This is a genomic window from Zobellella aerophila (assembly GCF_039539325.1).
In the GTDB taxonomy this organism is placed as follows: Bacteria; Pseudomonadota; Gammaproteobacteria; order Enterobacterales; family Aeromonadaceae; genus Oceanimonas; species Oceanimonas aerophila.
In genome coordinates this window covers 15,486-29,205 of sequence record NZ_BAABCX010000001.1, presented here as the reverse complement: position 1 = coordinate 29,205, position 13,720 = coordinate 15,486, and the positions used below count along the sequence as shown (strand labels likewise).

The following is a 13,720-nucleotide window of genomic DNA, read 5'->3' as shown; positions in this document are numbered from 1 at the left end:
GTCATGTCCGTCCCCCTGCCTCCAGGGCTGGCGTCGCTTGCCGCCCTGCCGGAAAACCTGTTCAGCTTGGTGGTCACCCATTCCCTGGGCAGCCTGCTGCCCAGGGCCGGTTATGTACTAGACTGGCTGGCCAGTGTGGATGAGGGGCTGGTTCCCCCGAGCGGAACCTGGCTCGGCAGCAGCACGGAGCGGCGTATCCGCCAGCTGCTGGTGCGTTCGGGTGCACTCGGCTATTGCAAGCAGACTCCGGAAGTCGCCCAGGCAGTGGCGCAGGATATCCTGCTGGTGCTGGAGCAGGTAGAACTGTCGTGGCCAGCCACCGCCGCCCTGCTGACCCACAGCGGGATACCGGCCATCCGTAGTGAACAGCAGGCCCGGGCCCGCCATACCCGATGCGAGCTTAATAAGCTGGCCGAACAATGGCAGCACAGGGTTCTGCTGTGGCAAACCCTGCAAAAAGTTGCGGAAGAGCTCGGTATAGCCCCGGCCATAGGTACTGAAACGGACTGCGGACAGCTCCGGGATCGGGCCTGGTTCGATCTGCTGCGCCTGCAGCAGTGGGTCGCCCAAATCCAGCAACTACAACGATTGCTGGCACTGCTTGGCCAGCAGCGTCCCGATCCTGAACAAAGCGCCACCCTGAGCAAGCTTCAGCAACAGATGAGCCCCCGTGAGCAAGGACCCCTGCAGCGTATCCTGCCGGGTATCCCGATGGAAACCCAGGGCATTACCCGTTCCGACGACTTGGCGCGGATGCTGCCACTGGAAGCCGCCTTTATGGGCCACAGTATGCTGAACCTGCTGTGGCACGCCCGCCGGGCCGAGCAGGGCCTGCTGAGTTACGCAGTGGCAGGAGTCATGCCCATTAACGCCGGCAACGACTGGCCCAGCCCCAGGACCGATCAGGGCACAGGTCAGGGTCAGGGCCTGCGGCATGGACCGCTGATTCTTTGCCTTGACACCTCGGCCTCCATGCACGGCCTGGCGGAGCAGGTGTCCAAAGCCATGGTACTGGAAGCCCTGCGTCTGGCCAAGAAACAGCACAGAAGCTGCCTGGTGTATCTGTTCGGTGGCGAAGGTGAACTGCTTACCCTGGACAATCAGAGACTCACGCTGCCCGAACTGCTGGATATGCTGCGCGGTTCCTTCAGCGGCGGTACCGATGTCAGTACCCCGCTGACCGCAGCCCTGCAACGACTGCGGCGGCAGGAATGGCAGCAGGCCGATATTTTGCTGGTCAGCGACGGCGAGTTCCAGGTCTCCGCCGAACTGCACCAAATGGTGGCCAAGGCCAAAGAACGGCGCGGGGTGCGGCTGTTCGGTTTGCAGCTCGGCTACGCTACCGCCCTGCATGCCATACGCCAGCTGTGCGAGCCCGTGCACCTGTTCAACGACTGGCGCAGCCTGGAGCAAGCTGCCAACCAGGTCTGAGCCGGCTATTCCCGGCGTACTAGTACCAGGCGGGACTGGCCGGGACCGAAATAATCCGGCACCCGTTGTTCCTGTTCAAAACCGAGTCGCTGGTACAGTCTTACCGCAGGGCTCTCCGGTGCTACCGTCAACCGCCACTGCCGGCAGCCGGCCTGCGCCATGCCGGTGAATAGCCGCTGCAACAGGGCTCCGGCGATGCCCGCCCCCCGATATGCATCGGCCACCGCCAGCGACAGCACCCAGCCTTGCCCAGGGACAGTCCCTACCCCGCCCAGACAATAGCCGGCGAGTTCACCGCCGGGCGATTCGGCCACCAGCAGCAGCTCCGGCCATAGATCCAGCGCCTGACGAAAAAAGAAATCCGGATAACCATGTTCGCCAAAAGCCGCCTGTTCAAGCCTAAACATGGCTGCCAAATCCCGATGAACTGCGGTTCTTATCTGCACCTGTCCTCCCTTTAGGATGATGCGGGTACTGCATCAGCCCCCTAAGTATGATGTTGGATAATCCTGATTATTCCAACGAAATCAACCCTGAATACAGACTCGCCTTAATCCAGAGCCACCGGCGAGCTGGTCACTCACAAGCGGTATCACCGACGGGAGCGGCAAGACAGCAAGTGACGGTTAAATAATCACCAATACAGCCTCATGCACTAAGCTCTAATAGAGACTGTACTGGAGCTGGATCTATGCATTGGCGCACTATGTTACTGCTGTGGCTGCTGCTGGGTACCACGGCCATGGCCGAGGAGCGCTATTGGCAACTGGATATCAAGGGTGCCATAGGCCCGGGTACCTCGGACTTTCTGGTCACCGAACTCCAGGAAGCACAGAGTGCCCAACCCGCCTTCATCCTGTTCACTATGGATACCCCCGGCGGCCTGTACAGCGCGACCCGGGATATTATCCAGGCCATGCTGGAGTCCAGTGTGCCCGTGGTAGTCTACGTTGCCCCGGGCGGGTCCCGGGCCGCCTCGGCCGGTACCTATATTCTCTATGCCAGCCATGTGGCCGCCATGGCCCCCGGCACCCATCTGGGGGCCGCCACCCCGGTGCAGATAGGCGGGCCCGGTACCTCCCCCCCACAACAGGACAAAGATAAAAAAGAAAAAGAGGAAGAAGAGGGAGAAGCGCCATCGCCCGAAGGCGGTGCCATGGAGCGCAAGACCCTGAATGACGCCGTGGCCTATATCCGTTCGCTGGCCCAGTTACGCGGCCGCAATGCCGAATGGGCCGAGCTGGCGGTACGCGACGCCGCCACCCTGACCGCCAGCGAGGCCCTGGAGCAAAACGTCATCGAACTGCTGGTGGCCGATGTGCCCGCCCTGCTGACCGCCCTCGATGGCCGGGAAATCAAAGTCAATGAACATAGCCTCACCCTGAACACTCAGGGGCTGATCGCCGAGGCACGGCAACCCGACTGGCGCCAGCGCTTTATCATGATCATCACCAACCCCAATATCGCCTATATCCTGATGCTGGTGGGCATGTACGGCCTGTTGCTGGAATTCTACAGCCCTGGTTTCGGCGTAGCCGGCGTGATCGGCGCCATCTGCCTGTTGTTGGCACTGCTGGCCCTGCAAATGCTGCCGGTCAGCACCGCCGGGCTGGCGCTGATCCTGCTGGGCCTGGCCTTGATGATCGCCGAGGCCCTGGCACCCAGCTTCGGCATCCTCGGCGGAGGGGGCCTGGTCGCCTTCGCCATCGGCTCGGTGCTGTTGTTCGACACCCCGGATCAGGCGTTTCGCATCGCCTGGCCCTTTGTGGCGGCCTTTACCCTGTTTTCCCTGACCCTGATCGTGGTGGTGGTGAGGCTGATCGTGAAACAACGCAGGGCCGCCCCCGTGTCCGGCAGCGACAGCATGATCGGCATGACAGGCATCAGCCTGACCGCCATCGATCCCACCGGCACCGTGCTGGTTGCCGGTGAGCGCTGGCAGGCCCATAGCCAGTTACCCATAGCTCAAAACAGAACCGTAGTGGTGCTGTCGGTGCACGACCTTGAACTCAAGGTCGAAGCCGCTCAGGAGGAAGCCCAATGATCATCGACTTTATCTATTTGCAGCTGTTGCTCGCCATCCTGGTGGTCATGCTGTTTACCAGCATGTTCCGCATCCTGCGCGAATATGAGCGGGGGGTAATCTTCCTGCTCGGTCGTTTCTACAAGATAAAAGGACCCGGATTGATACTGGTGATCCCCTTTGTACAACAAATAGTACGGGTCGACTTACGCATCGTGACCATGGATATTCCTTCCCAGGATGTGATCTCCAAGGACAACGTCACTGTCCGGGTCAATGCGGTGCTCTACTTTAGGGTGATGGATCCGCAAAAGGCCATCATCAATGTGGAAAACTTCCTGGAGGCCACCAGCCAGCTGGCGCAGACCACCATGCGCTCGGTGCTGGGCCAGCACGAGCTGGACGAGATCCTCTCCGCCCGGGACACCCTGAATGCGGATTTGCAACGCATCCTGGATCAGAGTACCGATGCCTGGGGGATCAAGGTCAGCACGGTGGAAATCAAGCACGTGGATCTGGATGAGTCGATGATCCGGGCCATCGCCCGCCAGGCAGAAGCCGAGCGGGCCCGACGCGCCAAGGTGATCCATGCCACCGGCGAGCTGGAAGCCTCCAAGCAGTTGCTGGAAGCGGCACGCATGCTGGGGCAACAGCCCGAGGCCATCCAACTGCGCTACCTGCAGACCCTGACCGAGATCAGCAGCGAAAACAGCAAGGTGATCGTCTTCCCCCTGCCCATGGAGCTGGGCCGGATACTACAGGAAATGGCCTCTGCGACGTCGCATACCGAGGACCCCCAGTCACCGAGTGAAATCACCTGAGCATGTAGGAGGCCCAACCCCGGGCCGATTGGCCGCAGGCCATATCAAACACCATCGCGGCTGGGTCGCCACTCCCACAACGATGCGCTGGGTACAGGCCGCGCATTCTTGCTATATAATGACCGGCATTTGAGATATCGGCTCAGGAGCCATAGATGTTATTGACTTCCGCCTACGGGCAGGGTGATTCCTCTTTCCAGGCCGCCGGTGGCGAACCCGGCCTCCGCCGGCTGGTAGAAGACTTTTACCGCGCCATGGACCAGCGCCCGGATGCGGCCCATATCCGCGCCATGCATCCCCAGGACCTAACCGCAAGCAAAGACAAGCTGGCCCGCTTTTTGTGCGGCTGGCTGGGCGGCCCCTCGCTGTACCGGGAAAAATACGGCCCCATCAGCATACCCCAGGCGCATCGCCACCTAGCCATCGGCGTAGCCGAACGGGACACCTGGCTGGCCTGCATGGCCGAGGCCCTGGAACAACAACCGTTTGCCGAGGAGTTCTGAGAATACCTGTTGCGCGCCTTAAGCGTGCCGGCCGAACGCTGCCGCAATCAGGACTGAAGCGGCAAGTCCGTAGGTCGTGCCTGGGGCCGACAACGGTTAGAACAGGGAATGGGGAGCGGCATTTTGTGGGTCACAATTTATTCTGACAACAAACTGTCAAGTTGAAACCTGACCCACGGCAGCAATAGGAAGCTCAAGGAGGTCAGCTTCCCACTTCCAGCTTTTGGCTGCTGGCTTTTAGCTCGTCGTATCCAGCGGCGCGAAGCTTTTCACCAGCTCATCCAGGGCCTTGAGCTGAGCCAGGAAAGGTTCGAGCTTGGCCAGCGGCAGGGCGCTGGGACCATCGCACTTGGCGCGATCGGGGTCCTGGTGAGCCTCCAGGAACAGGCCGGCCAGTCCGGTGGCCAGACCGGCACGGGCCAGATCCACCACCTGTTCCCGGCGCCCGCCGGAGGCCTCGCCCAGAGGATCCCGGCATTGCAGGGCGTGGGTCACGTCAAAGATGATAGGCGCGCCGCCGGTGGCTTTTTTCATTACCCCGAAACCGAGCATGTCTACCACCAGGTTATCGTAACCAAAATTGGCACCCCGTTCGCACAGGATCAGCTGGTCGTTGCCACACTCGATAAACTTGTCGACAATGTTCTTCATCTGCCCCGGGCTTAAAAACTGGGGCTTCTTGATGTTGATCACCCGCCCGGTCCTGGCCATGGCTTCCACCAGATCGGTCTGGCGGGCCAGGAAGGCCGGAAGCTGGATGACATCGGCCACCTCCGCCACGGTTGCCGCCTGCCAGGGCTCGTGCAGATCGGTGATCACCGGTACCTTGAAGGTATCCTTGATCTCGGCCAACAGCTTCATGCCCTCTTCCAGGCCCGGACCACGGAAGGAATGGATGGAAGAACGGTTGGCCTTGTCCCAGCTGGCCTTGAACACATAGGGAATACCCAGTTTGTCGGTCACCTGCACATAGTGCTCGCAGGCCTTCAACGCCAGCTCCCGGGACTCCAGTACATTGATGCCGCCAAACAGCACGAAGGGCTTGTCGTTGGCAACGGAAATCTGATCGATAGTTACGGTTTTCATCTCGGCTCCTAATGGAGGGTGTGAGGGCCCAGATCGAGGGCCGCTATCTGGGCTTGCAGCACGTCGGCGATCGGATCATCGGGACAGTGCTGGATAAAAAATTCAAAATCCTTGGCGGCAAGTTGATCGCAGTCGAGCTGCTCGAACAAAAACCCCCTGTCACGGATTTCATAGGGGCATTCCGGCTTGAGCAGCAGCAACAGCTGGCTGCAGGCCAGGGCCTGGGAAAACTGCTTATCAAAAAGGAAGGCGGCCTTGGTGACGTTGATCAGCCTCTCCAGGATATCGGCCTTGTCCGCCGCCTGCAGATGCTCGGGAGTGACCTTGGCCAGGTTGCCCAAGGTGCCGCGCAACAGTTTTTCCATCTCCCCGGGCTCGAGCCTCCGGCCGGTGAAGGGATCGATGATCTGCGCTTCTCCCTGCCGCCACAGGCGCACCAGGAAATGGCCGGGAAAACAGATGCCTTCGGCGCGGATCCGGTGCCTGTCACACAGGTGCAGCAGCAATATTCCCAGGGTCACCGGCAGTCCCTTACGCCGCTCCAGCACCCGATCCAACAAGGCATTATCGATGGAGAAAAAACGTTCCCAGTCCCCGCTAAAGCCCTGCTGCCGATACAAGCCCTCAAGCAGTTCATTCGCATCCGGTTCGGCGCCCAGCTGTTGGACCAGCGTCAATTCCAGCTCCAGCAGCCGGAATTCTGCCTTATCCCTGACCTTACAACCATAGAGACTTTCCACCACGTCCAGCGCCAGGGTCATCAGGCTGCGTTCATTCAACGTCTGCCAGTGGCTGCTTACCTTGCTTTTCAACATAGTTCCTCCCCGGGCCAGCGCCCCAGGGTGACGCGCTCCTGTCCCCCCAGATCCCGTAGACTCTCTACCTGTTTATAACCCCGTTCGACAAAGCTCTGGCGCACCGCCGTCCCCTGCTGCCAACCATGCTCCAGCAACAACCAGCCACCCTGCTGCAAGAAATCGGGAGCCTGAATAATAAGCGTAATCAGATCCGCCATCCCCTGCTGTCCGGCCACCAGGGCAGAGGCCGGCTCGAAACGCACATCGCCGGCGTGCAGGTGAGGATCGGCGACATCGATATAGGGGGGATTGGACACTATCATATCGAAGCGCAAACCGGTCAGGGGTGCAAACCAGCTGCCCTGTTTCACCTCTATAGGCAAACCCAGGCGGGCACTGTTGCGGCGCGCCAGGGCCGCCGCCTGTGAATTAAACTCCACCGCCCATACCTTGTCTTGCGGCCGTTCGCTCTTCAGTGCCAGGGCAATGGCACCGGTGCCGGTCCCCAGATCCACCAGGGTGGCCGGCCTTTCCGGCAGGCGGGACAAGGCGGCTTCCACCAGGGTTTCCGTATCCGGCCTGGGGATCAGGGTAGCGGCCGACACTTCCAGGCTGAGCGACCAGAACTCCTTTTCGCCCAGAATATGAGCCATCGGCTCGCCGTTAAGCCGGCGTTGCACCAGGGCTTCCAGTGCCACCAGCTGGGCTTCATCCGGTTCGAATTCGGGCCAGGTCAGCAAAAAGCTGCGCGGTTTACCCAGCACCCGGCACAACAGCAGCTCGGTATCCAGCGCGGCCGATTCACTCTCGTGCAGCCGTCGGCGGAGCTGTTGTTTCAGGGCGTCCAGGCGCATCAGTGTTCCGCCAGCGCAGCCAGCATATCGGCTTGGTATTCCTGCACTATCGGTTGGGTCAGCATATCCAGTTGGCCTTCCAGCACTTCGTTCAGCCGGTACAGGGTCAGGTTGATACGGTGATCCGATACCCGCCCCTGGGGGTAATTATAGGTGCGGATCCGATCCGAACGGTCGCCCGAACCCAGCAGGTTGCGGCGGGTGCTCTGCTCCTCGGCATGGCGCTTGTCCTGCTCCATCTGGGCCAGGCGCGAGGCCAGCACCGCCATCGCCTTGGCACGGTTCTTATGCTGGGAACGCTCGTCCTGGCACTCCACCACCATGCCGGTGGGCAGGTGGGTGATGCGGATGGCGGAGTCGGTCTTGTTGACGTGCTGACCACCGGCACCGGAGGCGCGAAAGGTGTCAACCTTGAGATCGGCGCTGTTGATCTCCGGCGCCTCCGTCTCCGGCACCTCCGGCAGCACGGCGACGGTACAGGCGGAGGTATGGATACGCCCCTGGGATTCGGTTTCAGGTACCCGCTGCACCCGGTGACCACCGGACTCGAACTTGAGCCTGCCATAGACACCCGGGCCCTCGATACGGGCAATGATTTCCTTGAAACCGCCGTGTTCACCCTCGCTGGCACTGACCACTTCCAGCCGCCAGCGCTGCTGTTCGGCATACCGACTGTACATCCGGAACAGGTCACCGGCAAAAATGGCCGCCTCGTCACCGCCAGCACCGGCGCGGATCTCCAGGAAACAGTTATTGTCGTCTTTCGGATCCTTGGGCAACAGCAGGATCTGCAGCTCGTGGCTCAGGGTCTCTATGGTGATCCTGGCACTATCGATTTCTTCTGCCGCCATCATTCTCAACTCGCTATCCTCTTCCGCCAACATCTCTTCGGCCGCGGTCAGATCTTCTTGGGCCTGTTGATAACGGCGAAAACAGCCGACCACATCTTCGAGCTGGGCATATTCACGGGTCAAGGTCCGATATTTTTCCTGATTATTGATGATCGCAGGCTCACCCAGCAGGGCCTGCACCTCTTCATAACGCTCCAGCAGGCCTTCCAGTTTTTTCAGTATCGATATGTTCATTATGGTGTCTCGCCGCTGTCGGCTGTATTAACGCTGATTAATGCCCAGGCTTTGGGCCAGCACGGCCAGCATTTCCTGATCGCCGTCCTTGCCTGCCTGGCCAAGGGCCTGGGTAGGGGTATGTATCAACTTGTTGGTCAGCCGCCGGGCCAGCTGCCGCACCACCTTGGCCGCCTCCTCGCCCTGGGCAAGGGACTGCAAAGCCCGCTCCAGCTCCTGCTGCTGCACCACATCGGCCTGGGCCCGGTAGTCTCGGATAAGATCCACCGACTGGAGGGAGCGGAACCAGCCCATAAAGGCATCCCGCTCTTCCAGGATAATACGCTCGGCCTGGCCGGCGGCCCGTTTTCTGGCTTCCTGGTTCTGCTCGATAATGCCCTGCAGATCGTCGACCGTATAAAGATAGGCATCACCCAGCTCGTCTACCTCCGGCTCTATGTCCCGGGGCACCGCGATATCCACCAGCAGGATGGGGTTATGGCGACGGGCCTTGAGCGCCCGCTCCACCATGCCCTTACCGATGATCGGCAGCGGGCTGGCGGTGGAGCTGATCACAATATCGGCCTGGGACAGATATTCCGGGATCTGCTCCAGGGTCATCACCTGGGCACCAAACTCCTGGGCCAGGCCCTGGGCCCGCTCCAGGGTGCGGTTGGCGACCATCATACGGGTCACCGACTGCTCTTTTAAATGACGAGCCACCAGCTCGACGGTCTCGCCGGCGCCGACCAGCAGCACCCGGGTGTTGCTTAAATCGGAAAAGATCCGCTTGGCCAGGTTGACCGCAGCGAAAGCGACAGAAACGGCGCTGGCACCGATCTCGGTTTCGGTGCGTACCCGCTTGGCCACCGAAAAGGATTTCTGGAATAACCGCTCCAGTATCCCCCTGAGGCTGCCCACCTGGTGGGACTGGCTGTAGGCCTGCTTGATTTGCCCGAGGATCTGCGGTTCACCCAGCACCAGGGAATCCAGGCCGCAGGCGACCCGCATCAGGTGACGCACGGCCTCTTCGCCATGGTGCTGATACAGGCAGGAGGTCAGCTCATCGCCGTCCAGCCGGTGAAACTGTTGCAGCCAGTGGCGCACCTGCTCACCCTCCCCCTCGTTCAGGGAGCAATACAACTCGGTGCGATTGCAGGTAGACACGATCACCGCCTCCTCCACCCCCCGGGTGAGCATCAGCTCGCCCAGGGCCCTGGGCCCCACATCCGGGCCGAAGGCCACCCGCTCACGCAGGGCGACGGAAGCTGTCTTATGATTGATTCCCAGTACCAGCAGGCTCATGAGGGTTTTATATGGCTCACAACATCTTTCGGAATAGCCGACCATTGTACGAGAAAGGGTAGGGCTTTAAAAGCCGCCCTCTCTACCCTTATACTTGCGCAAAATCCTTGCCTGGAGTCTGTCGTGCGTTTTCTGTTGTTATCCCTGGTGCTGGCGCTTTCCGGTTGCGCCTATCGGGCAGTTGAAGCTCCAGCCGGATCCTGGCAGGCCCAGCAGGCGGCATTGGCCAAGCTGCAACAGTGGGAACTGTCCGCCCGCCTGGGGATTATCACTCCCGACGAGCGAGGCAGCCTGAGCCTGTTCTGGCGCCAGAACCAGGATGACTACCGGCTCAACCTGACCAATGTGGTCGGCAAACGGGTATTTGATCTAAACCGCCAGCGGCGGCAGATAGTGCTGACCGACAGCGAGGGCCGGCGTCATAGTGCCGACAGCGCCCGGGACCTGGTGTTCCGGCTGACCGGCTGGGATCTGCCGGTCGAGCAGTTGTCCAACTGGATCAAGGGGTTGCCCGGTGAAGCAGATAGGGTGGAATATGACGACGACGGTCGGCCGAAGATACTGGTGTCCAACGACTGGCGCCTGGAATACCTAGGCTATACCCGGATTGACGGCCTCTGGTTGCCCAGCCGCCTCACCCTGACCCATGCCGACACCACGCTGCGGCTGGCCATCAGCCAGTGGGAGCTGTTGTGATGGGCCGGACCCTGAGCCTGCCGGCACCGGCCAAGCTGAATTTGTTTTTGTATATCACCGGGCGTCGGGATGATGGCTATCATAACTTGCAGACCCTGTTTCAGTTTGTCGACTTCGGCGACACCCTGACCTTTATCCCAACCACAGACGGCAGCCTGGCCCTGTCCCCCGCCCTGCCCGGAGTCGCGACCGAGGATAACCTGATACTCAGGGCCGCCCGCCTGCTGCAGCAACACACGGGTTGCCCTCTGGGGGCCCGGATCGAACTGGATAAACGCCTGCCGATGGGCGGCGGCCTGGGGGGCGGTTCCAGCGATGCCGCCACCACCCTGGTAGGGTTAAATCGGCTCTGGGAGCTGGGGTTGGCTCAAGAGCAGCTGGCCACCCTTGGCCTGAGCCTGGGCGCCGATGTGCCTGTGTTCGTCAAGGGCCAGGCCGCCTTTGCCGAAGGCGTAGGCGATATCCTGACTCCCGCCACCCCGCCCGAGCCCTGGTATCTGGTGCTGAGTCCGGGCGTTTCGGTGGCGACGGCGGCCATATTTACCGATCCGGATCTGCCCAGGAACAGCCCCTCGTTATCGCTGGAGCAACGCCTGCTCTTGCCCTGGGAAAACGATTGCGAGGCGCTGGTTAAAAAGCGACACCCCGAGGTTGCCAAGCTCCTTGGCTGGTTGCTAGAATACGCGCCGTCAAGAATGACGGGCACGGGTGCCTGTATTTTCGCCACCTTCGACAGCCGCCCTGCGGCCGAAAAAGTACTGGCGCAGGTACCTGATTCGGTCACGGGTTTTGTCGCCAAAGGGTGCAATATATCGCCTCTTTTCGACGCTTTGAACGCCCCTGACCGAGGCCCGCAATAACGAGCTTGCCACTAAGGCTGGCGTAAGGCAGCGATCACGGAACGAGGGAAAGGGCCCGCGTTCTCCCCGGTGAAAAGGGCCGTCCGTTGCCAATAAGTGATGTTTGCAGAACAGGCAGGTGTAAACCGACTGGCCGCCCGATACTCTTGCGTTCCGGCCACCTGCAGTTATTCACAAACAAGACTAGAATTCAAAAAAATCAGGCTGGATAGCAGGCAATATTATCGTCTGTATACGGGTTCACGGCCCCGTCCAGCCTCGCCACCCATGAAGCAACCCCGAGGTTTTACACCGTGCCTGACATGAAGCTGTTTGCTGGTAATGCAACGCCGGAACTCGCCCAACGTATCGCCGATCGTCTTTTTATCAAACTGAGTGCAGCCGATGTCGGCCGCTTCAGCGACGGCGAAATCAGCGTACAGATCAACGAAAATGTACGTGGCGGCGATATCTTCATCATCCAGTCTACCTGTGCCCCGACCAATGACAATTTAATGGAATTGATCGTCATGGTAGATGCCTTGCGCCGCGCATCCGCAGGCCGCATTACCGCAGTGATCCCCTACTTTGGCTATGCCCGTCAGGACAGGCGCGTGCGTTCTGCCCGGGTGCCGATCACCGCCAAGGTAGTAGCCGACTTCCTGTCCAGCGTAGGTGTTGACCGGGTGCTGACCGTCGATCTGCACGCCGAGCAGATCCAGGGCTTCTTCGATGTCCCGGTCGATAACGTGTTCGGTACCCCGGTGCTGCTCGAAGACATGCGTGCCAAGGGCCTGCAGGATGCGGTGGTGGTCTCTCCGGATATCGGTGGTGTGGTACGTGCCCGCGCCGTCGCCAAACTGCTGGAAGATACCGACATCGCCATCATCGACAAGCGCCGCCCCCGTGCCAACGTCTCCCAGGTTATGCACCTGATCGGGGATGTTGAAGGCCGTGATTGCGTGATTGTCGACGACATGATCGACACCGGCGGCACCCTGTGCAAGGCGGCCGAAGCCCTTAAAAACCGTGGCGCCAAGCGCGTATTCGCCTATGCCACCCATGCGGTGTTCTCCGGCACTGCCGCCCAGAACATCAAGGACTCGGTGATCGATGAAGTGATCATCACCGACTCCATCCCGCTGCCTCCGGAACTCGCGGCCCTGTCCAAAGTCAAACAGCTTTCGCTGTCCGGCATGCTGGCCGAAGCCATTCGCCGCATCAGCAATGAAGAGTCCATCTCCGCCATGTTTGAGCACTAAGCGCTTAAGCTGGAAGCCTGAAAAAGCCCGCGAACTCGCGGGCTTTTTTGTGTTTGGGATTTGGGATTTGGGATGTTAGCCGTAAAACCGCATAAAATAGTAGCCGCTGAGCCCCAGTCCAAACAGCACTATGGTCCAGGCCAGCAACCTGGGCTTCACCCATACCAGCAACCTGACGCCAAACCGGCCTCCCGCCAGGTAGCCCAGGGCCAGAAGAAAACAGGAATGCCAGTCTACCAGGCCCGACAGGCTATAGACTATGATGGTTGCCCCGCTGGCCAGTACCGAGATATACAGCTTGATGGCGTGCTGCTGCAGGTTTGAGCCCAGACGCACCTGGCCGGTGATCGCCATCAGCAACACGCCCAGGCCGCCACCGAAAAAGCCGCCGTAACACGCCCCGCCGAACAACAAGGGCAAGGCCAGGGGCCGCATCGCCAGCGGTCCTTCTGATCCTTTGTGACTAAGCAGCTGACGGCCATACAGCACACTGACCCCCAGCAGCAACCAAGGCACCAGGTAATTGAAGTTGCTGGCGTCAAACTGTACCAAGGCAAAGGCACCGGCCGCACCACCGCCGAGCCCCAACAGAGTCAAGGCCAGCCAGGGGCCATTGCCGAGCTGCCGGCGCACCCCCCAGAAGGCACTCATATAGCCGGGCCAGGATGCCACGCTGGCGGTGGCGACCGCGTGCGTACTCGGCAGTCCCAGGCCCAGCAGGGCCGGCAGGGTAAAAAACAGGCCGCCACCGGCCAGAGCATTGACCACCCCGGCCAGGAGGGCCCAGGCAAATAATTCCAGCATGGTACAGAGTCCCGATAAAGAATAAGGCCGGCACGGCAGGCACCGTCCGGGCTCTGATGACAACTCGATTTAACGTTAAGAGGATATTTTTGTTTACAATATTAACAACTAAACTAAAGTTAAATTGTGAACAACTTGCCGTATGATACCAATTCCGGGGGATTAGGCCAGCCAAGGTGGTCATTATTCCGCTTCTTAATTAGAATACGGCGTTATTTTCACGACCGACTCACGC

14 protein-coding genes are annotated in these 13,720 nt (G+C 60.4%); 7 read left to right on the top strand and 7 right to left on the bottom strand.

The annotated features are described in order from the left end of the window. Positions 1-3 precede the first annotated feature (3 nt). On the top strand, positions 4-1,431 hold the full coding sequence (locus tag ABD806_RS00155; protein WP_344953294.1) for a vWA domain-containing protein: 1,428 nt from the start codon (positions 4-6) through the stop codon (positions 1,429-1,431). Between the two features lie 5 nt (positions 1,432-1,436). Here the strand turns inward: ABD806_RS00155 and ABD806_RS00150 are convergent, their stop codons facing one another. After that, a complete protein-coding gene (locus ABD806_RS00150) occupies positions 1,437-1,838 on the bottom strand; it encodes a GNAT family N-acetyltransferase (protein ID WP_344953291.1) in 402 nt (133 codons plus the stop codon). 284 nt (positions 1,839-2,122) lie between these two features. Here ABD806_RS00150 and ABD806_RS00145 point away from each other — a divergent pair, with 284 nt between their 5' ends. From ABD806_RS00145 to ABD806_RS00135, 3 genes are all read left to right on the top strand, one after another. Further along, positions 2,123-3,475, top strand: a complete 1,353-nt coding sequence (locus ABD806_RS00145; RefSeq protein WP_344953288.1) for an NfeD family protein — start codon at positions 2,123-2,125, stop codon at positions 3,473-3,475. Continuing rightward, a complete protein-coding gene (locus tag ABD806_RS00140) occupies positions 3,472-4,275 on the top strand; it encodes a slipin family protein (RefSeq protein WP_344953285.1) in 804 nt (267 codons plus the stop codon). Before ABD806_RS00145 ends, ABD806_RS00140 begins: the two co-directional genes overlap by 4 nt. A gap of 155 nt (positions 4,276-4,430) precedes the next feature. After that, positions 4,431-4,778, top strand: coding sequence for a group II truncated hemoglobin (locus tag ABD806_RS00135; protein WP_344953282.1), 348 nt, complete (start codon positions 4,431-4,433; stop codon positions 4,776-4,778). A gap of 237 nt (positions 4,779-5,015) precedes the next feature. On the opposite strand, the gene kdsA is transcribed toward ABD806_RS00135, so the two are convergent. The 5 genes from kdsA to hemA are packed head-to-tail and all read right to left on the bottom strand — an operon-like array spanning position 5,016 to position 9,884. Continuing rightward, entirely contained in the window at positions 5,016-5,864 is an 849-nt protein-coding gene (gene kdsA / locus ABD806_RS00130) for a 3-deoxy-8-phosphooctulonate synthase (protein WP_344953279.1), read from the bottom strand. An 8-nt stretch (positions 5,865-5,872) separates the two neighbouring features. Next, on the bottom strand, positions 5,873-6,679 hold the full coding sequence (locus tag ABD806_RS00125; protein WP_344953276.1) for a SirB1 family protein: 807 nt from the start codon (positions 6,677-6,679) through the stop codon (positions 5,873-5,875). Beyond that, entirely contained in the window at positions 6,673-7,515 is an 843-nt protein-coding gene (gene prmC, locus ABD806_RS00120) for a peptide chain release factor N(5)-glutamine methyltransferase (protein WP_344953273.1), read from the bottom strand. The genes ABD806_RS00125 and prmC overlap by 7 nt, the downstream gene beginning before the upstream one ends. After that, positions 7,515-8,600: a peptide chain release factor 1 gene (gene prfA, locus ABD806_RS00115; RefSeq protein ID WP_344953270.1), complete on the bottom strand. Its 1,086-nt coding sequence runs from the start codon at positions 8,598-8,600 to the stop codon at positions 7,515-7,517. Before prfA ends, prmC begins: the two co-directional genes overlap by 1 nt. 27 nt (positions 8,601-8,627) lie before the next feature. Further along, on the bottom strand, positions 8,628-9,884 hold the full coding sequence (gene hemA / locus ABD806_RS00110; protein ID WP_344953267.1) for a glutamyl-tRNA reductase: 1,257 nt from the start codon (positions 9,882-9,884) through the stop codon (positions 8,628-8,630). 123 nt (positions 9,885-10,007) lie between these two features. Here hemA and lolB point away from each other — a divergent pair, with 123 nt between their 5' ends. From lolB to ABD806_RS00095, 3 genes are all read left to right on the top strand, one after another. Beyond that, positions 10,008-10,580 (top strand): lipoprotein insertase outer membrane protein LolB, encoded by a 573-nt coding sequence (gene lolB, locus ABD806_RS00105; protein WP_344953264.1) that lies wholly within the window; start codon positions 10,008-10,010, stop codon positions 10,578-10,580. Then, the gene (gene ispE / locus ABD806_RS00100; protein WP_344953261.1) at positions 10,580-11,440 is read left to right on the top strand and encodes a 4-(cytidine 5'-diphospho)-2-C-methyl-D-erythritol kinase; all 861 of its coding nucleotides are present in this window, start codon (positions 10,580-10,582) and stop codon (positions 11,438-11,440) included. Before lolB ends, ispE begins: the two co-directional genes overlap by 1 nt. 293 nt (positions 11,441-11,733) lie before the next feature. After that, positions 11,734-12,681, top strand: a complete 948-nt coding sequence (locus ABD806_RS00095; RefSeq protein ID WP_157953603.1) for a ribose-phosphate pyrophosphokinase — start codon at positions 11,734-11,736, stop codon at positions 12,679-12,681. A gap of 75 nt (positions 12,682-12,756) precedes the next feature. Here ABD806_RS00095 and ABD806_RS00090 read toward each other — a convergent pair whose 3' ends face one another. Then, positions 12,757-13,485, bottom strand: coding sequence for a TSUP family transporter (locus ABD806_RS00090; RefSeq protein ID WP_344953253.1), 729 nt, complete (start codon positions 13,483-13,485; stop codon positions 12,757-12,759). Positions 13,486-13,720: the final 235 nt, after the last annotated feature.

Bases quoted from the DNA above. Each gene is read 5' to 3' on its own strand.
- ABD806_RS00125 (WP_344953276.1), bottom strand. From the start codon at position 6,679: ATGTTGAAAAGCAAGGTAAGCAGCCACTGGCAGACGTTGAATGAACGC.
- kdsA (WP_344953279.1), bottom strand. From the start codon at position 5,864: ATGAAAACCGTAACTATCGATCAGATTTCCGTTGCCAACGACAAGCCC.
- prmC (WP_344953273.1), bottom strand. From the start codon at position 7,515: ATGCGCCTGGACGCCCTGAAACAACAGCTCCGCCGACGGCTGCACGAG.
- ABD806_RS00155 (WP_344953294.1), top strand. From the start codon at position 4: ATGTCCGTCCCCCTGCCTCCAGGGCTGGCGTCGCTTGCCGCCCTGCCG.
- ABD806_RS00140 (WP_344953285.1), top strand. From the start codon at position 3,472: ATGATCATCGACTTTATCTATTTGCAGCTGTTGCTCGCCATCCTGGTG.
- prfA (WP_344953270.1), bottom strand. From the start codon at position 8,600: ATGAACATATCGATACTGAAAAAACTGGAAGGCCTGCTGGAGCGTTAT.
- ABD806_RS00150 (WP_344953291.1), bottom strand. From the start codon at position 1,838: ATGTTTAGGCTTGAACAGGCGGCTTTTGGCGAACATGGTTATCCGGAT.
- ABD806_RS00145 (WP_344953288.1), top strand. From the start codon at position 2,123: ATGCATTGGCGCACTATGTTACTGCTGTGGCTGCTGCTGGGTACCACG.
- ABD806_RS00135 (WP_344953282.1), top strand. From the start codon at position 4,431: ATGTTATTGACTTCCGCCTACGGGCAGGGTGATTCCTCTTTCCAGGCC.
- ispE (WP_344953261.1), top strand. From the start codon at position 10,580: ATGGGCCGGACCCTGAGCCTGCCGGCACCGGCCAAGCTGAATTTGTTT.
- hemA (WP_344953267.1), bottom strand. From the start codon at position 9,884: ATGAGCCTGCTGGTACTGGGAATCAATCATAAGACAGCTTCCGTCGCC.
- ABD806_RS00090 (WP_344953253.1), bottom strand. From the start codon at position 13,485: ATGCTGGAATTATTTGCCTGGGCCCTCCTGGCCGGGGTGGTCAATGCT.